At 67.6% G+C, this 18,958-nt stretch carries 18 protein-coding genes and 1 pseudogene; 10 read left to right on the forward strand and 9 right to left on the reverse strand.

Annotation, left to right across the window (positions count from 1 at the left end):
* Positions 1 to 15: 15 nt before the first annotated feature.
* The gene (locus tag Q0379_RS06215) at positions 16 to 1,809 is read left to right on the forward strand and encodes an ABC transporter ATP-binding protein (RefSeq protein WP_299005780.1); all 1,794 of its coding nucleotides are present in this window, start codon (positions 16 to 18) and stop codon (positions 1,807 to 1,809) included.
* Here Q0379_RS06215 and Q0379_RS06220 read toward each other — a convergent pair.
* Positions 1,790 to 3,559 (reverse strand): DUF4153 domain-containing protein, encoded by a 1,770-nt coding sequence (locus tag Q0379_RS06220; RefSeq protein WP_299005782.1) that lies wholly within the window; start codon positions 3,557 to 3,559, stop codon positions 1,790 to 1,792. The two genes, Q0379_RS06215 and Q0379_RS06220, sit on opposite strands and share 20 nt — an antisense overlap.
* 103 nt (positions 3,560 to 3,662) lie before the next feature.
* Between Q0379_RS06220 and Q0379_RS06225 the strand changes: the two genes are divergently transcribed.
* The gene (locus tag Q0379_RS06225) at positions 3,663 to 5,171 is read left to right on the forward strand and encodes a S10 family peptidase (RefSeq protein WP_299005785.1); all 1,509 of its coding nucleotides are present in this window, start codon (positions 3,663 to 3,665) and stop codon (positions 5,169 to 5,171) included.
* 64 nt (positions 5,172 to 5,235) lie between these two features.
* Positions 5,236 to 5,619 carry a DUF1801 domain-containing protein gene (locus Q0379_RS06230; RefSeq protein WP_299005788.1) on the forward strand — a complete coding sequence of 128 codons (384 nt, stop codon included), beginning with the start codon at positions 5,236 to 5,238 and terminating at the stop codon, positions 5,617 to 5,619.
* Positions 5,620 to 5,622: 3 nt separating this feature from the next.
* On the opposite strand, the gene Q0379_RS06235 is transcribed toward Q0379_RS06230, so the two are convergent.
* The gene (locus Q0379_RS06235; RefSeq protein ID WP_299005790.1) at positions 5,623 to 6,069 is read right to left on the reverse strand and encodes a carboxymuconolactone decarboxylase family protein; all 447 of its coding nucleotides are present in this window, start codon (positions 6,067 to 6,069) and stop codon (positions 5,623 to 5,625) included.
* An 88-nt stretch (positions 6,070 to 6,157) separates the two neighbouring features.
* Entirely contained in the window at positions 6,158 to 6,919 is a 762-nt protein-coding gene (gene ppk2, locus Q0379_RS06240) for a polyphosphate kinase 2 (protein WP_299005793.1), read from the reverse strand.
* A gap of 46 nt (positions 6,920 to 6,965) precedes the next feature.
* On the opposite strand from ppk2, the gene Q0379_RS06245 reads away from it, so the two are divergent.
* Both Q0379_RS06245 and Q0379_RS06250 read left to right on the forward strand, forming a co-directional pair.
* Positions 6,966 to 7,682 carry a 16S rRNA (uracil(1498)-N(3))-methyltransferase gene (locus tag Q0379_RS06245; protein WP_299005795.1) on the forward strand — a complete coding sequence of 239 codons (717 nt, stop codon included), beginning with the start codon at positions 6,966 to 6,968 and terminating at the stop codon, positions 7,680 to 7,682.
* Between the two features lie 136 nt (positions 7,683 to 7,818).
* A complete protein-coding gene (locus tag Q0379_RS06250) occupies positions 7,819 to 9,180 on the forward strand; it encodes a glutamate--cysteine ligase (protein WP_299005797.1) in 1,362 nt (453 codons plus the stop codon).
* A gap of 4 nt (positions 9,181 to 9,184) precedes the next feature.
* Here the strand turns inward: Q0379_RS06250 and Q0379_RS06255 are convergent, their stop codons facing one another.
* Positions 9,185 to 9,328: a hypothetical protein gene (locus Q0379_RS06255; protein WP_299005799.1), complete on the reverse strand. Its 144-nt coding sequence runs from the start codon at positions 9,326 to 9,328 to the stop codon at positions 9,185 to 9,187.
* 109 nt (positions 9,329 to 9,437) lie between these two features.
* Entirely contained in the window at positions 9,438 to 9,965 is a 528-nt protein-coding gene (locus tag Q0379_RS06260; RefSeq protein WP_299005801.1) for a DUF427 domain-containing protein, read from the reverse strand.
* Positions 9,966 to 10,207: 242 nt separating this feature from the next.
* Between Q0379_RS06260 and Q0379_RS06265 the strand changes: the two genes are divergently transcribed.
* Positions 10,208 to 12,076: a peptide MFS transporter gene (locus Q0379_RS06265; RefSeq protein WP_299005804.1), complete on the forward strand. Its 1,869-nt coding sequence runs from the start codon at positions 10,208 to 10,210 to the stop codon at positions 12,074 to 12,076.
* Positions 12,077 to 12,397: 321 nt separating this feature from the next.
* The gene (locus Q0379_RS06270; RefSeq protein ID WP_299005806.1) at positions 12,398 to 12,895 is read left to right on the forward strand and encodes a GNAT family N-acetyltransferase; all 498 of its coding nucleotides are present in this window, start codon (positions 12,398 to 12,400) and stop codon (positions 12,893 to 12,895) included.
* A gap of 134 nt (positions 12,896 to 13,029) precedes the next feature.
* On the opposite strand, the gene tldD is transcribed toward Q0379_RS06270, so the two are convergent.
* Genes tldD through Q0379_RS06290 form a run of 4 tightly spaced genes read right to left on the reverse strand, consistent with a single transcriptional unit; the run spans position 13,030 to position 16,243 of the window.
* Complete coding sequence (gene tldD, locus Q0379_RS06275) at positions 13,030 to 14,466, reverse strand: metalloprotease TldD (protein ID WP_299005808.1); 1,437 nt, start codon at positions 14,464 to 14,466, stop codon at positions 13,030 to 13,032.
* 56 nt (positions 14,467 to 14,522) lie between these two features.
* Complete coding sequence (locus Q0379_RS06280; protein WP_299005810.1) at positions 14,523 to 15,338, reverse strand: DUF2807 domain-containing protein; 816 nt, start codon at positions 15,336 to 15,338, stop codon at positions 14,523 to 14,525.
* Positions 15,339 to 15,356: 18 nt separating this feature from the next.
* Positions 15,357 to 15,920, reverse strand: a complete 564-nt coding sequence (locus Q0379_RS06285) for a DUF1700 domain-containing protein (protein WP_299005813.1) — start codon at positions 15,918 to 15,920, stop codon at positions 15,357 to 15,359.
* A complete protein-coding gene (locus tag Q0379_RS06290) occupies positions 15,917 to 16,243 on the reverse strand; it encodes a PadR family transcriptional regulator (RefSeq protein WP_299005816.1) in 327 nt (108 codons plus the stop codon). Before Q0379_RS06290 ends, Q0379_RS06285 begins: the two co-directional genes overlap by 4 nt.
* Positions 16,244 to 16,608: 365 nt before the next feature.
* On the opposite strand from Q0379_RS06290, the gene coxB reads away from it, so the two are divergent.
* From coxB to Q0379_RS06305, 3 genes and pseudogenes are all read left to right on the forward strand, one after another.
* A complete protein-coding gene (coxB, locus tag Q0379_RS06295; protein WP_299005819.1) occupies positions 16,609 to 17,538 on the forward strand; it encodes a cytochrome c oxidase subunit II in 930 nt (309 codons plus the stop codon).
* 22 nt (positions 17,539 to 17,560) lie between these two features.
* Positions 17,561 to 18,292 (forward strand): annotated as a pseudogene (locus Q0379_RS06300) (cbb3-type cytochrome c oxidase subunit I); the annotation flags it as partial.
* Between the two features lie 80 nt (positions 18,293 to 18,372).
* Positions 18,373 to 18,958 (forward strand): SAM-dependent methyltransferase (locus Q0379_RS06305; protein WP_299005822.1); only part of this gene is annotated, 586 nt, incomplete at its 3' end.

Below are 18,958 nucleotides of genomic sequence, written 5' to 3' on the forward strand. Positions count from 1 at the left end.
CCTATCTAGCGGCCCATGACCGACATCCTCGAGGACGAAGACGAAATCGGCGCCAGGAAGCGCGCGCTGTCCAACCGGCAGGTGCTGGCCTTCGTGGCGCGCTTCTGGAAGCGGCGGCCGCTGCTGTTCGGCCTGGGCGTCGGCCTGACCCTGGTGGCGGTCGGCTTCGACCTCGCTCTGCCCTACGCCTCGGGACACCTCGTCGACACCGTCGCCAGCAAGCCGCGCGGCGACGCCGGCGCCTGGTCGGCGCTGGCGATGTTCATCGGCGTCTATTTCGCCTTCGCGGTGGTGCGCAACATCGCCCACCGGTTCTGGATCCCGCTGGCGGCCCGGAACATGGAGGAGATGACCAACGAGAGCTTCGCCAAGGTGCAGGCCTTCTCGTCGGACTGGCACGCCGACAGCTTCGCTGGCGCGACCGTGCGCAAGCTGACCCGCGCCATGTGGGGCTATGACAGCGTCACCGACGCGGTCACCATCTGGCTGGGGCCGGGCGTCATCGTGCTGGTCGGCCTGTCGATCGCCATGCTGATCCGCCAGCCGCTGGCCGGCGCGATTTCGCTGGTCGTGGTGGTGGCCTATCTGTCGGTGAACCTGTGGGTCACCGAGCGCTATGTCCGGCCCAGCAACCTGAAGTCCAACGCCCTCGACTCCCAGATCGGCGGCGCCCTGGCTGACGCCGTGACCTCCAATCCGACCGTGAAGAGCTTCGGGGCCGAAGAGCGCGAGGCCCAACGCCTGGCCGAGGTCACGGCCGCCTGGCGCGACGCGGTCATGGTCACCTGGAGCCGCTTCACCGACGTCTGGCTGGGCCAGAACCTGCTGCTCGTCGTGCTGCAGGCGGGCCTGACCGGCGCCATGGTCTGGGGCTGGACGCAAGGCACGGCCTCGCCCGGCGACGTCGCCTTCGCCATCACCGCCTTCATGCTGATGAGCGGCTATCTGCGTAACCTGGGCGAGAACATCCGCATGCTGCAGAAGGGTCTGGACGATACCGAGGACGTCGCGGCCTGGACGCGGCTGGATCCCCAGATCGCCGACGCCCCCGGCGCGCCCGACTTCAAGCCGGGGCCGGGCGCGATCGAGTTCCGGGACGTGACCTTCCGCTACAAGGCGGCCGGCGCGCCGCTGTACGACCATTTCAGCCTCCGGATCGCGCCCGGCGAGCGGGTGGCCTTGGTCGGGCCGACCGGCTCGGGCAAGTCGACCTTCGTCAAGTTGGTCCAGCGCCTCTACGACCTGCAGGACGGTTCGATCGTGATCGACGGCCAGGATGTCTCGAAGGTGACCCAGGCGTCGCTGCGCCGCGCCATCGCGGTGGTGCCGCAGGACCCGGCCCTGTTCCACCGCTCGCTGTTCGAGAACATCGCCTACGCCAAGCCGGACGCCACCCGCGAGGAGGTCGAGGCGGCCGCCAAGAAGGCGCGCGCGCACGACTTCATCCTGAAGCTGCCCCAGGGCTACGACACCCTGGTCGGCGAGCGGGGCGTCAAGTTGTCGGGCGGCGAGCGCCAGCGCGTGGCCATCGCCCGCGCCTTCCTGGCCGACGCGCCGATCCTGGTGCTGGACGAGGCGACCTCGTCGCTGGACGTCGAGACGGAAGGGCTGGTCCAGGCCGCCGCCGAGGCGCTGATGGAGGGGCGCACGACCATCGTCATCGCCCACCGCCTGTCGACAGTGCGCGGCGCCGACCGGATCCTCGTGTTCCAGAAGGGCCGCGTCGTCGAGGAAGGCCGCCACGACCAGCTGAAGGCCCAAGGCGGGGTCTATGCGCGCCTCAACGCGATCAGCGAGGGCGTGGGCTAGCGGCCGGGAAGTCCGGGTCAGGCCCCGAACGCCGTGGGCAGCCTTCCTGGACCGGGGTCAGCGCCAGGGCGTGCTCGCCGATGAGGATGTCACGGCGGGCCTCCGGCGCGCTCAGGCGTGGCTTTCCGGCCTTGAGGGCGGCCTGCAGATCGCCGACCCAGCAATAGGACACGGTGCGGGCCACGCGGCGCCAGCGGCCGTCGGAGAGCTTGTAGACGTCCAGGGTCTCGCCGGATCCCAGCAGGACCTCGTCGGCGCCGTCGGCGTCCACGTCGAGCAGCACCGCGAAGCATCCCGGATTGGAGCCGTCGCAGGTTCCCCGCGCGGGCGGATTCGCGTCCTGGTTCACGAACGTCTCTGGCAGCTTGGAGCCCGAGGGATAGACGGTGATCATCGCGTAGTCGGGCTTCGCGACCGGCAGGCCAGGGCGGTTCGTTTCTGCTTTCACCTCGCGCGCGCGCCTTGCGGCTTGCGGGTTTCGATCCGATTTCAGCCGTTCCAGCGCCAGCCGGCCATAGCGCCCGCTATCGAAGCGCAGGAACGCGTAGTCGAACTTCTCGGCCGAGACCTTGCCCGATTCCAGCCGCTTGACCTGGCTGACCACCGACAGCCGCGCCGGGTCGGCGATCGGCGTGAAGAGCGCGATCAGCAGCAGGACAGAGATGGCCGCCATGACCAGGTTGGTGGGCTCGACCGCCTTCATCCAGGTCGCCGAGCGCAGGGCCGCCAGGGTGTAGCCCACGGTGAAGCCCACTGCGACGATCAGATAGGTCACAGCCATCACCCGGTCCGGGGTCAGGCCGTACTGATGAATCCGCAGCCACAGGGCATAGGCCGTCAGGATCACGATCGGGATCAGCAGCAGGCTTGCCGCGCGGGCTGCCCAGCGCAGGATCGGGTTGGGCGGCTCGAGCCCGTCCTGGTAGGCGGCGTTGATCAGGATGATCAAGGCCGCGGCGGCCGACAGCAGCAGGGACGCAGCGGCCTTGGTGCTCCACAGCGGCGCCAGGCCCGTGAACGGCAGGGTGGCCAGGAAGCCGCCGGCGATCACCACCATCAGCGGCAGCAGCCAGGCCAGCAGCACAAGGCCCACGGTCCTTACGCCGCGCACCAAGCCCGCGCGGGCCTCGGTCAACTGCACGGCCATGTGGACGGCCGCGGCGAACATCAGGCCGGTGGCGGGGAAGGCGAAGGCGGTCTCGCCGATCAGCTTCTGGATGGCCTCGACGCCGATCAGCTTGAACAGCGCCCCGGCCAGGAACAGCAGCAGCCAGAAGGCGCCGGTGAAGGCCAGGGACAGGAACAGGCGAACGGCGTTGGTCCCGACCAGGTCGAAATAGTCGGCGTAGGGCGCCACGGGCTTGCCCGCCGCCTCGGCCGGCTGGACCAGGTGGTGGGCGATGAACAGCAGGGCGGCCACGGCGACGAAGAGCGGCGGCGACAAGGGGCCCGCGCCCAGCCGGTCCGGCGCCGCGCCAACCCAGGCGGCATGGATCGCCATGATCGCGACCAGCGCCGCGGCGACCGCGCTCCAGGCCAGCAGGGCGCTTCTACGCATCGCCGAAAGGGCCGACAGCGGAATCAGCGGGACCGCTAGAACGCAGAGCAGCAGTGGCGCATAGAGCATCGGCGTTGTCGCGGGCCAGCTCTTCGACTCGTCGGCTTTTTGCAGCAGGAAGAGGGCGACGCCCTGGGCCAGGCCGATCGCCAGTCGCGTCACGGCGGCGGCTCTCGCGCTGCTCTTATCCATCCTCGGCGTCTCCCTGGGTTTTCCGCAAGCGAGCACGCTTTGGAACGGTTGTGAAGATTTGCAGGTTGCCCTAGCAATTTCGTCCTCAGTCGAGGGGACGAACATGAAACAGGCTTTCGGGGGCGGCGTCGCGGCCGTGGTGGCGTCGTTGATGCTGGCGGGTTCGGGGCTGGCTACGCCCGCCCTGGCTCAGGACAAGGGCGGCGACAAGCCGGCTGCCGAGAAGGGCCTCGATCTGCCGGCTTTCCCGGCCGACAAGTCGGTCAAGCAGACCACCGTCATCGCGGGCAAGACCATCGCCTATACGGCCACCGTCGGTTCGCTGCCGGTGCGCGACGAAAAGGGCAAGAAGGTCGCCGAGGTGGTCTACACCTCGTACGTGCTGGACGGCCCGCGCGACCCGAACCGGCCGATCACGATCGCCTTCAACGGCGGCCCGGGCGCCGCCAGCGTCTATCTGAACTTCGCCCTGGGCCCCAAGCGCGTGCAGTTCGGCGCCGAGGGCGACAGCCCGTCGGACTTCAGCAAGCTGCAGGACAATCCGGCCAGCTGGCTGGACTTCACCGACCTCGTGTTTATCGACCCGGTCGGCACGGGCTTCTCGCGCTCGCTGGTCGGCGAGGACGAGACCAAGAAGCGCTTCTATGGCGTCAAGCAGGACATCGAGTACCTGTCGCGGATCGTCTTCGACTATCTCGTGAAGACCGAGCGCCTGGCCTCGCCAAAGTACCTGGTCGGCGAGAGCTATGGCGGCTTCCGCGGGCCGCGCCTGGCCTATGAGCTGCAGACCGATCTCGGCGTCGCCGTGAAGGGCGTCGTGCTGGTCTCGCCGTTGCTGACCAGCGCCGGCCGCGCCTCGCAGGAGATCTCGCCCCTGCCGTCGATGTGGACCCTGCCGTCGATCGCCGCCGCCAAGCTGGAGCGGGACGGCAAGCTGACGCCCGAGACCATCAAGGCCGTCGAGGACTACACGCGCGGCGAATACATGGTCGACCTGATGAAGGGCTCCGACCGGGCCGCCCTCCAGCGCCTGACGACCAAGGTCTCGGCCATGACCGGGCTTGATCCGGACTATGTGCGCCGCGCCGGCGGCCGCCTGGAGACCCAGTCGTTCCTGCGCGAGGTGTTCCGCGACAAGGGGCGCCTGGGCAGCCGCTACGACAGCAACGTCACCTCGCTGGACCCCTTCCCGTTCGCGCCCGAGCAGGAGGTTAACGACCCGATCCTCGACGCGATCATCGCCCCGACCACCAGCGCCATCGTCGACTTCACCACCCGCATCGTCGGCTGGAAGCCGGAGGCGCGTTACGAGGCGCTGTCGGGGACCGTCAACCGCCTGTGGGACCGTGGCCGGGGTCCGGACACCGAGTCGGTGTCCGACCTGCGCAAGGTCGTCTCGGTCGATCCGAAGCTGAAGGTGCTGATCGTCCACGGCTACAACGACCTGTCGTGCCCGTTCTTCGCCTCGCGCCTGGTCGTCGACGCCATGCCGGCGACGGCCGCCGGCCGGGTGACCCTGTCCAACTATCCGGGCGGTCACATGTTCTACAGCCGTCCCGACAGCGGCGCGGCGTTCCGCAAGGACGTCATGGCGCTGTACGGCGCGAAATAGTCGAAGGTCTGTCGGCGGGGAGCTTCGGCGAACGTCCTGAGGTCTAGCGATCGAGGAACGACCGATGATGAAGCCCCCCGCCGCGTCCATCGACGACTATCTCTCCAAGCTGCCCGCTGGCCAACGGGCGGCGTTGGAGACTCTTCGGGACCAGATCCGCGCCATCGCCCCCGAGGCGACCGAGGCCATCAGCTATGGCCTGCCCACCTTCAAGCTGAACGGCAATCTCGTGCACTTCGGCGCGGCCGCGAAGCACTGCGCCTTCTATCCGGGCGCGGTGATCGATGCGTTCGCCGATCGTCTGAAGGGTTACGAGACGGCAAAGGGCACGATCCGCTTCCAGCCCGACGCGCCGCTGCCGCCGGCGCTGATCGAAGACATCGTCCGCTGTCGCATCGCCCAGAACGCGGCGATCGCGGCCGAGCGCGCGGCGCGGAAGAGGCGCTGACGATCAGGTCTTGGCGGCGACCGGCAGGCGGAACGGCGCGCCCAGGCGGTTGAAGGCGTTCATCGCCGCGATGGTGATCGTGAGATCGACCAGCTCCTTCGGCGTGAACGACGCGGCCGCCGCCGCGTAGGCCTCGTCCGAGGCGTGGGTCTCGCTGACCCGCGTCACTTCCTCGGCCCAGGCCAGGGCGGCGCGCTCCTGGTCGGAGAAGAGGTGGGGAACCTCGTCCCACACGGGAACCAGCACCAGCTTGTCGACGGACATGGTCTTGAGCAGGTCGCGGCTGTGCAGATCGATGCAATGGGCGCAGCCGTTGATCTGGGAGACCCGCAGGAACACCAGATGGATCAGCTCCGCGGGCAGGCTGCCGACCGTGGTGACGTAGTGGTGGACCCCGAACAGGGCCTTCGCGCCTTCGGGCGCGACCTCGGACCAATTCAAGCGCGTCATGTTCGTCTTCTCCTCTTCGCCCTGATGGCGTCGAGGATGAGACGAGGCGAGGACGGCCGATGTGACGCTGGCGGCGAACTTTTGCGCGCTAGCGCGCCAGCCGCCCGTCCTGCAGCGCGCTGGGCTCGAACGAAAAGATCACCTCAGGATCAGGCTTGGCCACTGCCTTGGCGATCTTCTTGTCGCCGGCGGCGTGCAGCAGCCAGCGGATGACGTTGAGCCGGGCGGCCTTCTTGTGATCGGCGCGGACGCAAATCCAGGGCGCGACGTCGCTGTGAGTGCGCATCAGCATCTCGTCGCGCGCGGCCGTGTAGTCGTCCCACTTCTCCTCGGCGACCTTGTCGAGGTCGCTGGTCTTGAAGGCCTTCAGCGGGTCTTCGCGGCGGGCCTTCAGGCGCTTGGCCTGCTCCTCGCGGCTGATGTCCAGCCAGAACTTCACGTAGCGGGTGTCGTTCTCAACCAGCATCCGCTCGAAGGCGGGGACGTCGCGCAGGAACTGCTCCTGCTGCTTGGGCGTCGAGAAGGCCATCACCCGCTCGACCCCGGCGCGGTTGTACCAGGAGCGGTTGAACAGCACCGCCTCGCCGCAAGCCGGCAGGTATTCGACATAGCGCTGGAAATACCACTCGCTGGCTTCGCGTTCGGTCGGCTTGGGCAGGGCGACGACCATGGTGGCGCGCTTGGAGAGATGCTCGACAATGCGGGCGATCGTGCCGTCCTTGCCCGCCGCGTCGCGGCCCTCGAAGATGGCCAGGATCTTCCAGCCGTCCTTGATGGCCTTCTTCTGCATCGCGATCAGCGCCAGCTGCAGCTGGACGAGTTCGTTGTCGTAGTCGTCGGACTTGCTCATGCGGTGAGCCTACCCCCGGAAAGCTGACTTGCGCTAGAACGACGCCATGATCCGTCTTTTTGTTCCCAACGACCTGTCGGCTGGGGCCGGCGTCGTCCCGACCGTCGACCAGTCCCGCTACCTGACCTCGGTCATGCGCCTTTCGGTCGGCGACGAGGTGCTGCTGTTCAATGGCCGCGACGGCGAATGGCGCGCCAGCATCGTCGAGGCGACCAAGCGCGGGTGCCTCTTGAAGGCCGAAGAACAGACCCGTCCCATGCACATCGGGCCGGACCTCGACCTGATCATCGCCATGGTCAAGCGCGGGCGGGTGGAGACCATCGTCGAGAAGGCCGCCGAGCTGGGCGCGCGCCGCGTTCGCCTGACGATCACGCGCCGCACCAATGTCGACTTCGTCAAGCTGGGGCGCCTCGACGCCATCGCCATGGAGGCGGCCGAGCAGACCGGGCGCCTCGACGTGCCCGAGATCGTCGATCCGGAGAAGCTGGACAAGATCCTGGACGGCTGGGATCCCGCGCGACGCCTCGTCTTCTGCGACGAGGGCGGCGACGCCAGGCCGGCGATCGAGGCGCTTGCGGGGACCAGCGCTCCGGCCGCGATCCTGATCGGGCCCGAGGGCGGTTTCGCGCCGGAGGAACGCGAACGTCTGCGGGGACTTTCCTTCGTCACGCCGGTGTCGCTGGGCCCTCGCATCCTGCGCGCCGACACCGCCGCGATCTCGGCCATGACGCTTTGGCAGGCGGCGGCCGGGGATTGGAGATAGAATTAAGCTCAAGGTCGCCCCTTGAGGTTCGCAAAGAAAACGCCCAACTGGGCGTGACCGAGTAGTATCGCCGTCGGCGGAGAGAATGGGCCCTCTCCTCCCGCAGCATCGCAACCCCTGGGGAGGGACGGCTTGCATGGCCGACACCGCTAGCGTCCAGGAGCGTCCGCTGACGCTCTCCGATCTGACCGACTATTTCGCGCGGGGCTGCAAGCCCAAGGCGGCGTTCCGCGTCGGCGCCGAGCACGAGAAGTTCGGCTTCTACCTCAACTCGCACGCTCCTGTTCCCTACGAGGGCGACAAGGGGATCCACGCCCTGCTGACGGGCCTGCAGCGCTTTGGCTGGACGCCCGTCATGGAAGGCCCGACGATCATCGGGCTGGAGCGCAACGGCGCCAATGTCAGCCTGGAGCCAGGCGGGCAGTTCGAGCTGTCGGGCGCGCCGCTGGCGACCATGCACGACATCTGCGACGAGACCGGCAAGCACCTCGACGAGGTCAAGACCGTCGCGGACGAACTGGGGCTGGGCTTCGTGGGCCTAGGCTTCTCGCCGCTGTGGAAGCGCGAGGAGGTGCCGGTCATGCCCAAGGGCCGGTACGTGATCATGCGCAACTACATGCCCAAGGTCGGCAAGCTGGGTCTGGACATGATGCTGCGCACCTGCACGGTGCAGGCCAATCTGGACTTCTCCAGCGAAGCCGACATGGCCGCCAAGTTCCGCATGAGCCTGGCCCTGCAGCCGATCGCCACGGCGCTGTTCGCCAATTCGCCGTTCACCGAAGGCAAGCCCAACGGCTTCCTGTCGGCCCGCGCCAACGTCTGGACCGACACCGATCCCGACCGCACGGGCCTTTTGTCGTTCGTGTTCGAGGACGGCTTCGATTTCGAGCGCTACGCCCGCTACGCCCTCGACGTGCCGATGTACTTCGTCAAGCGGGGCGACAAGTACATCGACGTGGCCGGCCGATCCTTCCGCGACTTCATCGAGGGCAAGCTGCCCGAGCTGCCGGGCGAGATCGCCACCATGAAGGACTGGGCCGACCACACGACGACCGCCTTCCCTGAAGTGCGCCTGAAGACCTATCTGGAGATGCGCGGCGCCGACGCCGGCCCCTGGAGCCGTCTGTGCGCCCTGCCGGCGCTGTGGACCGGCGTCTTCTACGACGACGCGGCCCTGGCGGCGGCCTGGGACCTTTGCAAAGACTGGACGATCGACGATCGCGAAGGCCTGCGTCGCGACGTGCCGCGCCTGGGCCTGAAGGCCAAGGTCGCCGGCCGAACGGTCCAGGACGTGGCCAAGGACTTCGTCGCCATCGCCAAGTCGGGCCTTAAGAACCGCGCCCAGCTCAATGGCGGCTTCTTGGACGAGACGATCTATCTCGGCGAGCTGGAAGAGATCGCCGACAGCGGGATCACGCCCGCCGAACGCCTGCTGGCGCTCTACAACGGCGACTGGAAGGGCGACATCGGCCGGGTGTTCACCGACTGCGCCTACTAGAGGCTCAGAAGATCGCCCGGGCGGCGGCGATGATCGCGGCCCATGAGCCGATAGCGAAGGCGACCGCCGCTAGCCGGCCCCAGGCGATGTGGGGGCGGTCGGTCGCGGCGTGAACGGCGTCCGCGTGATTGAAAGAAACGTAGGCCATGGGTTTCCTCCGCGCCCCTCTGCCGGGAGCTCGACCATAGGGTCGCGCCAGCAGCTCTTAACGCGGACTTAAGTCCGGCGGGATGCGACCAAATGGCGACGGGGTGCGGCTAAATGGCGCCCACGCCCTTGTAGGGCGGGTCCAGGTCGGGCTCGACCTTGTCCGGATCGGGCATGTCGACGTTTGGCGGCCAATGCTCGGCCTGGCTGTTTCCCGAGCCGCTGTCGGTGTGGCGCACCACCTCGTCGACATCCATCGCCTCGGTCTCGGCGGGGGAGCGGTCGTCCAGCTGGAACTCCACATGCTCGGGATAGAAGGCCACGCGTCCGGCGATCGGGCCAACGGCCGCATACGGGTCCTCGTAGGACCAAGCCGCGTTCTCGATGATCTGGCGATCGCGATAGATCGTGAAATAGGCCGCATCGCCCTTGTACGGGCAGTGGGTCACCTTGTCGGTGCGGCGCAGGAACGGCATCTGCACGCTGTCGCGCGGGAAGTAGTAGACCGGCGGATAGTCGGCCTCGCGCAGCACGAGCACGTCGTCGCTGTCGGCGATTTCGTGACCCTCGAAAATCACCCGCACCACGCCCGGGACGTGGTCGATCGTGATCGGATGGCTGGCGTCGGGGATCTTCATCTTCGGCTCCCGAGAAACAAAACGTCGGACGATCAACGCGCGGATGCGCGGCCAAGCTCCCGCCCGGCGGCATGGCGCGCGCTGGAACGGCAAGCCGTTGCTTGTGAAACGCCCGGCCGCGTGATCTTCTCCCCGGCCATTGGGGTCGGCGAGGACGATTTGACCCGGACCGCGTCGGGGGGCGCGCCGGGACGGTCCGCGCGGCTCCTCACGTTTCTTAAAAGCTTGGGCAAGGCTTGGGTATGAACATCGTTATCGCCGCGGGCGTCCTGATCACGCTCGTGACCGGAATTCCCGTCCTCATCCAGCTGCTCAAGGGCCATCCGCGCGGCCTGATCATCTGCTTCCTGGCCGAGATGTGGGAGCGGTTCTCCTACTACGGCATGCGGGCGATCCTGATTTTCTATCTGACGCAGCACTTCCTGTTCGACCCGAAGACGGCGTCGGGCCACTACGGCTCCTACACCTCGCTGGTCTATCTGCTGCCGCTGCTGGGCGGCATGCTGGCCGACAAGTGGCTGGGCACCCGCAAGGCGGTCGCGTTCGGCGCTTTGCTGCTGGTGGCGGGTCACCTGGCCATGGCGGTGGAGGGCAAACCCGCCATCCAGACCTTGACCTATGGCGGCGCGACCTATGAGTTCCAGTCCGAAGGCCGAGGCCAGGAGCGCGTGTCGCGGCTGGTCGTCGCCGGCAAGCCTTACGAGGTCGCCGCCACCAAGACGGGCGATTTCGAGATCAAGGGGCTGCCGGCCGCCGCACCGCTCCCCGCCGTACTGCCCAAGGCCGATTACAAGCTCGATGTGGCCGCCCGCGACCCGTTCTATCTGAATGTCTTCTGGTTCGCCCTGTCGCTGATCATCCTGGGCGTCGGCTTCCTGAAGCCGAACATCTCGACGATCGTCGGCCAGCTCTATCCGCAGGGCGATCCGCGCCGCGACCCGGGCTTCACCCTCTACTATTACGGCATCAATCTGGGCTCGTTCTGGGCCTCGATCCTTTGCGGTCTGCTGGGCGTCAGCGTCGGCTGGTGGGCGGGCTTCGGCCTCGCCGGCCTGGGCATGCTGGCCGGCTTCATCGTCTTCGTGCTGGGCAAGCCTTGGCTGGAGAACAAGGCCGAGCCGCCCCATCCCGAGGCTCTCAAGAAGAAGGTCCTCGGCCCGCTCAGCCTGGAGACGATGATCTACGCCGTCTCGCTGCTGGGCCTCGTCGGCATCTTCTTCCTGGTGCAGTTCAACGGCGTCGTCGGCATGGCGCTGAACATCGGCATCATCGCCTCGCTGGCCTATATCGGCTGGTTCATGGCGACCAAGTGCGCCAAGGCGGAACGCGAGCGGCTGGCGCTGGCGGTGTTCCTGATCTTCGGCGCGGTGGTGTTCTGGACCCTGTTCGAGCAGGCCGGCTCCTCGCTCAGCCTGTTCGCCGCGACCAATGTCCAACTGGACCTGGTGCGCGAGCCTGTCCGTCTGCTGGGCGGGGCGATCACCCTGGCCACGGGCGAGCAACTGAAGGCGGCCGGCATCGATCCGGCGTCCACCTTCTGGGTCAACACCAGCTTCAACGCGCCTCAGACTCAGATGCTGAACGCGGGCTGGATCCTGATCTTCGCGCCGGTCTTCGCCGCCCTCTGGACCTTCCTGGGCGCGCGCGGACGCGATCCGAACCCGGTGATCAAGTTCGGCCTGGCGCTGATCCAGGTCGGGGCGGGCTTCCTGCTGCTGAAGTGGGGCGCGACCTTCGCCGACGGCGCGTTCCGCTTGCCGCTGATCTTCCTGGTGCTGATGTACATGCTGCACACCACCGGCGAGATGTGCATGTCGCCGGTCGGCCTGTCGCAGATGACCAAGCTGTCGCCGCTCTCGATGGTCTCATTCATGATGGCCGTCTGGTTCCTGGCCCTGGCCATCGCCCAGTGGGTCGGCGGCAAGATCGCTGGCCTGGCGGCGACCGAGACGGTCGGCGGGCAGGTGCTGGATCCGGCCCTGGCGCTGGCGTCGTCGCTGAAGGTGTTCAACGTCATCGGCTTGGTCGCCGTCGCGATCGGCGTCGGCTTCCTTGCGCTGTCGCCGATCCTCAAGAAGTGGTCGCACGGCGCCGACGACGTCACGGCGTAAGCTGACCCAGACGAACGAAGGGCCCCGGCGACGATTCCGGGGCCCTTCCCGGGACGTGGAGGGGCCACGTCCCTACTCCAGGTGGGAACGGCCCGGCGATGGCTCAAATCGCCGGACCGCTTTCCGCTCCTACCCGAAGCCCAAGGCGCGGCGTTTTCCGCCGCGCGATTCTGAAAGTCCGGGGCCGACCTAGCCGAGGTCTTTGCGACTATTGTGACGGTCGCCGGACTTGCGGGCACCCTGCCGACACCTGTGGCTCGGTGAAAGTTACAAGCCTGAAATCTGGATTAAACCTTCGACAGAAAAGGCTGCCGAGACGCCATGGACGACGCAACGACGGCTCTGACCCCGGATGATCTGGCTGGCGTCCCCGGCGAGGCCTTACTGGCCCTCAATAACGATCATGCGCTCGAGCTTTCCTGGCTGGAGCCGGAGCGGCTCGCCAAGCTGGTCGCGGAGGCGTTCGTCGCGCGTCGCGTCGGCGTCGCCGAGGCCCTGCTGTTGGCCTTTGACCAGGACGCCGACTACGACAGCGTCAATTTTCTATGGTTCCGCGACCGCTTCGATCGCTTCGTCTATGTCGATCGCGTGGTGGTGGCCGATGCGGCCCGGGGCAGGGGTCTGGCGCGGCGCCTGTACGACGATCTCTTCGCCGCCGCCCGCGCCGCTGGGCATGCGCGGATCGTCTGCGAGGTCAATTCCGACCCGCCCAATCCGGCGTCGGACGCCTTTCACGCCGCCCTGGGCTTTGTTCCGGTGGGAACGGCCCAGATCCACGGCGGCAAGAAGACGGTGACCTATCTGGAGCGGGTTCTGTAATTCCGACCTTCCCGGCGAATGCCGGGACCCAGATCGGAAAGCTCCGAGGCGCACGCAAAAACGCCCGCGATCCTCTAGGACGCGGGCGCTCTGGCATCTGGGCCCCGGCATTCGCCGGGGAAATCGGATTGGGGTTAGACCGCCGTCCCGCCGACCGTTAGGCCCGTGATCTTCAAGCTGGGCTGACCGACGCCGACCGGCACGCCCTGGCCGGACTTGCCGCAGACGCCGATGCCCGGGTCGAAGTCGAAGTCGTTGCCGATCATCGTCACCTTGGTCAGGGCGCTGGGACCGTCGCCGATCAGGGTCGCGCCCTTGACGGGGCTGGTGATCTTGCCGTCCTCGACCAAATAGGCCTCGGTGCACTGGAAGACGAACTTGCCGTTGGTGATGTCCACCTGGCCGCCGCCGAAGCTGGCGCAGTAGAGGCCGCGCTTCATCGAGGCGATCATCTCCTGGGGATCGTCCTTGCCCGCCAGCATGCCGGTGTTGGTCATGCGCGGCATGGGCATGTGGGCGTAGGACTGGCGGCGACCGTTGCCGGTGGCCTTCATGCCCATCAGCCGCGCGCTCATCCGGTCGTGCATATAGCCGACGAGGATGCCGTCCTCGATCAGGATGGTCCGTTCGGTGGGCGTGCCCTCGTCGTCGACGGTCAGCGAGCCGCGGCGGCCGGCGATCGAGCCGTCGTCGAACACGGTGACGCCCGGGGCGGCCACGCGCTCGCCGATGCGGCCGGAGAAGGCGCTGATGCCCTTGCGGTTGAAGTCGCCCTCCAGGCCGTGGCCGACGGCCTCGTGCAGCAGCACGCCGTTCCAGCCCGGACCCAGCACCACGTCCATCTCGCCGGCGGGGCAGGCGACCGCGTCGAGATTGACCAAAGCGCGGCGCAGCGATTCCTCGACCTGATCCTGCCACTTGTCGGGGCTGATCCAGGCGGCGAAGCCGGCGCGCCCGCCGGCGCCTGAGCTGCCGGTCTCGCGGCGGCCGTCCTTCTCGACGGTGACCTGGACATTGACCCGCACCAGCGGCCGCACGTCGCGGATCAGGCGGCCGTCGGCGCGCAGGATTTCGACGATCCGCCGCTCGCCGGCCATCGAGGCCATGACCTGCACCACCCGCGGATCGCGGGCGCGGGCGAAGGCGTCGATCTCCTGCAGCAGGGCGACCTTGTCGGAGAAGTCGGGCGAGGCGACGGGATTGTCCTCGCCATAGAGCTTTTCGTTGGTGGCGCGGGGGCCTTCGGCGGCGACGCCCGCATGGCCGCGCTTGGCGAGGCTGGCCGAGTCCGCGGCGCGGCGGATGGCGGCCTCGGAAATCTCGGCGGCGTGGGCGTAGCCGGCGGTTTCGCCGGCCACCACGCGCAGGCCAAAGCCTTCGCCGCTGTCGTAGGAGGCGCTCTTCAGCCGTCCGTCGTCGAACACGAAGGACTCGCTTTCGGAGCGTTCGAGGAACAGTTCGCCGTCGTCGGCGCCGGCGAGGGCCTCGTCCAGCACTTGGCGGGCGCGCTCGGGATCGACGCCGGCCGCGTCGAGCAGGGACAGGGAAGAGGCGGGGAAGGGAGCGTTCATGCGCCTACAGGTAGGCTTTCGAATCGCATCCGTCACCCCGCCCCTTTTGTCGCGGATCAGTACTCCCGGCGGATTTCGCCCGAACCGGTGATCTCGCTGCTGACCGTCTTGGGCTCGGTGCGCAGCTCGACGTCGCCGCTGCCGGAGATGTCGATCCGGGCCAGCTGGGTGGCGAAGATCGCGCCGCCGCCGCTGCCCGAGACGTTGACCTTGACCTCCTTGGCCTTCAGGTCGCCAAGGTCGACGTGGCCCGAACCCGAGCTGTCGATCGACGCCGCGTCCACGCGTCCCGCCGCCTCGACGTCGCCGCTGCCGCTGACGCTGACCGAGATGGTCGAATGGTCATAGCGGCGGATGTCGAGATCGCCGGAGCCGCGGACGTCGAACTTGGTGACATCCGGCGCGATGACGGTGATCTTCACCCGCTCGGAGTCGCTCTCGACCCGCAGGCCCAGGGCGTCGATCGTCAGACGATCGTGATCGATGTCATCGTTGCCTTCCAGGCTGAGGCGGCCGCCGTCGACTCGCAGTCGCTCAATGTAGTCCTTCGGGCCCGAGGCGACGATCTTCGCTTCGGGGCCCTGGACGAACACCACGTCGACCGGCAGATCGATGAGCAGGTCGCTCTTGCCCGTCCAGGCGAAGGTGCGATCGATCGTCGGCGCCGGCCGTTCGCCATAAACGCGGTTCGCGCCGGTGTGGATGACCCTGCCGTTCTCGCGGACGACAATGGTTTCGTCATAACGGCTGAACGGCAGCGTCCAGCCGTCTTTCATGATCTGCGGGCCGGCGATGACCGCCACCCCGGCGAAGCAGCCGACGGCGAGCGCGAAGCTGGCGCCGGCGACGATGAGCGTATTGCGGATCAACATGGTCCCCTCCTATTCCGCTCAGGCTTGTTCGATGGCCGGCTTCAGCAGCCGGTAGTGGAGGCGGGCGTACCAGACGACCGCGTTGAAGACGGCGACCGTGACCAGGGTCAGCAGCGCGCCCAGGCAGGTGGCCAGACCCATCAGGCCCAGGCCCGCCAGAAAGGCCGTGATCGGTCCCCCCGGCGGTCCGGTCAGTGGTCCGGCCGCGAAGACGAAGCCGCCGCCGATGAAGATCGACACCACGGCGACCAGCATGCCGAACAGGGTCATCAGAACGCCCATCAGCAGCGGCAGCAGGATGATCACGTCGATGGCCCCCAAGCCCAGAAGGGCGATGACCGCCGCCATGGCGTTCGAGGGGTTCTTGCGCTCTTCCCACTGCTTGAGGCCGGCCTCGGCGCGCAGCTCGCGGGCCAGGCGGTCGGGATCGCCCAGGGCGGCGGCCACCTCGGCCTCGCTGCGGCCGGCGGCCATGGCGTCGGCGAAGTGGGCTTCGTGGTCGGCGACGATGTCGGCGATCGTGGTGACCGGCAGGCCGGCCAGGCCGCGCCGCAGGCGGGTCATGAACTCGGCGCGGGTCATGCGGCGGCTCCCACGATGGCGTTGACGGCCTGGCTGAAGGCGACCCACTCGGTCTTCTGCTGCTCCAGGCTGCGGCGGCCCTCGGCCGTCAGGCGGTAGTATTTGCGCGGCGGACCGCTCTGGCTTTCGACCAGATAGGTCTCGACCAGCCCATCCGACTGCATGCGGCGCATCAGCGGATAGATCGTCCCTTCCCCCATATCGATGTCCTTCGTGAGCCTGCTGGCGATCTCGTAGGCGTAGCTGTCGGCGTGCGAGAGCAGGGCCAGCACGCACAACGCCAGCACGCCTTTCTTCAATTGGATTTCAATGGCTTCCGGCACGTCGTCCTCGCCTCCTTGGATGCTCCCTAGTACCGCACGGTACTGAGTATCGCAAGGTACCTATCCATGAACGATACGTAATGATGCGGAAATAGCGGGAAGCGCGGGGAGGGGGCTGAGTTCATGCGGGAGGAAACGCGCGCACGGCAAGCCCTCGCACAGAGTGTGGTCTCTGGCGCTTGGCAACGGCTAGCGATGCGCGTATGCAGCCTCGGAATGGCCTTTTTCGGGGCGGGCTGCGTGTGACTTTGCGTCTTGTTGGACGCCGTCGCTCGCACGACCGCATCGGAGGGTCATCATAAGCAAGTCGGCGCGGCGTGACATTGATCATCGTCAAATCGCCGCCGAAACGGGCCGTGAGGGATATGAAGGCGCAATTTTCGGGGATTCGGCGGGTCTTGACGGGCGCCAGCGCGCTCGCCGCCAGTGTCGTTTTCGCGGGGCACGCCCTCGCCGAGGATCTTTTGGGGCAGCCGACGCCGGGAGCGATCGACCTGCAGCCGGCCGCGTCGGAGCTGAAGCACCACGCGATCTGGTTCCACAACGTGATCCTGCTGCCGATCATCACGGCCATCACGCTGCTGGTGCTGGGCCTGCTGATCTGGATCATCGTTCGCTACAACAAGAAGGCGAACCCGGTTCCGGCCAAGTTCAGCCACAACACCACGATCGAGGTCATCTGGACCCTGGTGCCGGTGCTGATCCTGATGGTCATCGCCATCTTCTCGTTCCGGCTGCTGTTCCACTACAACGACATGCCCAAGCCCTACATGACCGTGAAGGCCACGGGCTATCAGTGGTACTGGGGCTACGAGTATCCCGACCAGAAGATCAGCGAGATCGTGTCGCTGCCGCTCACCAAGGAGCAGGCGGACGCCAAGAAGGTCCCGTATCTGCTGGCCGCCGACAACGCCATGATCGTTCCCGTGGGCAAGGTCATCCGCGTGCAGGTCACCGGCGCCGACGTGATCCACGCCTTCGCCCTGCCGGCGTTTGGTCTGAAGACCGACGCGATTCCCGGCCGCCTGAATGAAACCTGGTTCAAGGCCGAGAAGACCGGCGTCTTCTACGGTCAGTGCTCGGAACTGTGCGGCGTGGACCACGCCAACATGCCGATCGAGATCCAGGTGGTGACGCAGGCTCAATTCGACGCCTGGGTGAAGTCGAAGACGGCCCTGCCGGCTCCGGCCGCCGCCCCCGCCGAGGCCGCCCCCGCTGCCGCCGCGCCCGCCGCGACCCCGGCCGCCGCTCCCGCTTCCGCTCCGGCCGCGGCGCCCGCCGCGCCGGCGGCTTAAGATACTCGCAGGATAAAGTCCGATGGCTCACGCCGCAGACACGCATCACACGGACGGCCACGACGCCGACCACAAGCCGCCCTTCTTCGCCCGCTGGTTCTTCTCCACGAACCACAAGGACATCGGCACGCTGTACATCCTGTTCGCCATCATGGCGGGCATCGTCGGCGGCGCCCTGTCGGGCCTGATCCGCTGGGAACTGATGGAGCCGGGCATCCAGGTGTTCTCCGACACCGGCCTGCTGGCCCAACTGGGCGTCTTCAAGGGCAAGCACGGCTACAACGCCGTGGTCACCGCCCACGCCCTGATCATGATCTTCTTCATGGTCATGCCCGCCATGATCGGCGGCTTCGGCAACTGGTTCGTGCCGATCATGATCGGCGCGCCGGACATGGCCTTCCCGCGCATGAACAACATCTCTTTTTGGCTTCTTCCTGCAGCTTTTGGACTTCTGCTGATCTCGATGTTCGTCGAGGGCCCGCCCGGCGCGAACGGCGTCGGCGGCGGCTGGACGATCTATCCGCCGCTCTCAACCTCGGGCCAGCCCGGCCCGGCGGTGGATTTCGCGATCCTCTCGCTGCACATCGCGGGCGCCTCGTCGATCCTCGGTGCGATCAACTTCATCACCACGATCCTGAACATGCGCGCTCCGGGCATGACGCTGCACAAGATGCCGCTCTTCGCCTGGGCCGTTCTGGTCACCGCCTTCCTGCTGCTGCTGTCGCTCCCGGTTCTCGCCGGCGGCATCACCATGGGCCAGCTGCTGTCGCTGCCCATGCTGGCGTTCGGCATCTTCCTGGTGGCGCGCGGCCGCCGGCGGACCGAGGCCATCGAATGAGCGGGCTCGAGGATCGGTTGCGCCGTCTGATCCTCGACCACGGCCCGATCTCGATCGCGCGCTACATGGCCCTGGCCATGGCGCATCCGACCGCCGGCTACTATCCGCGCCGCGATCCCCTGGGCGCGGCCGGCGACTTCGTCACAGCACCCGAGGTCAGCCAGCTGTTCGGCGAGCTGCTCGGGCTGGCGCTGCTGCAGCACTGGCTGGAGCTGGGCAGCCCGGAGCGCGTGGCCCTGGTCGAGCTCGGGCCGGGGCGGGGAACCCTGATGGCGGATGCGGTGCGGGCCATCCGCACGCTGCCTCAGGCCTTGCCGGCGCTGTCGATCCACCTGGTCGAGACCAGCCCCGCCCTGCGCGAGCGGCAGGCCACAGCGCTCTCCGGGCTGTCCGTGCGCTGGCACAACGAGCTGGGCGGGGTGCCCGGCGACCGACCGCTGCTGATCGTGGCCAACGAGTTCCTCGATGCGCTGCCGGTCAGGCAGTTCGTTCGTCGCGCGGGGCGCTGGCACGAGCGGATGGTCGCGGTGGACCCGGAAGCCGGGCTCCGCTTCGCGGTGGCGCCGCTCGCGACCCCGTTCC

The sequence above is a fragment of the uncultured Caulobacter sp. genome, assembly GCF_937900395.1.
Lineage (GTDB): Bacteria > Pseudomonadota > Alphaproteobacteria > Caulobacterales > Caulobacteraceae > Caulobacter.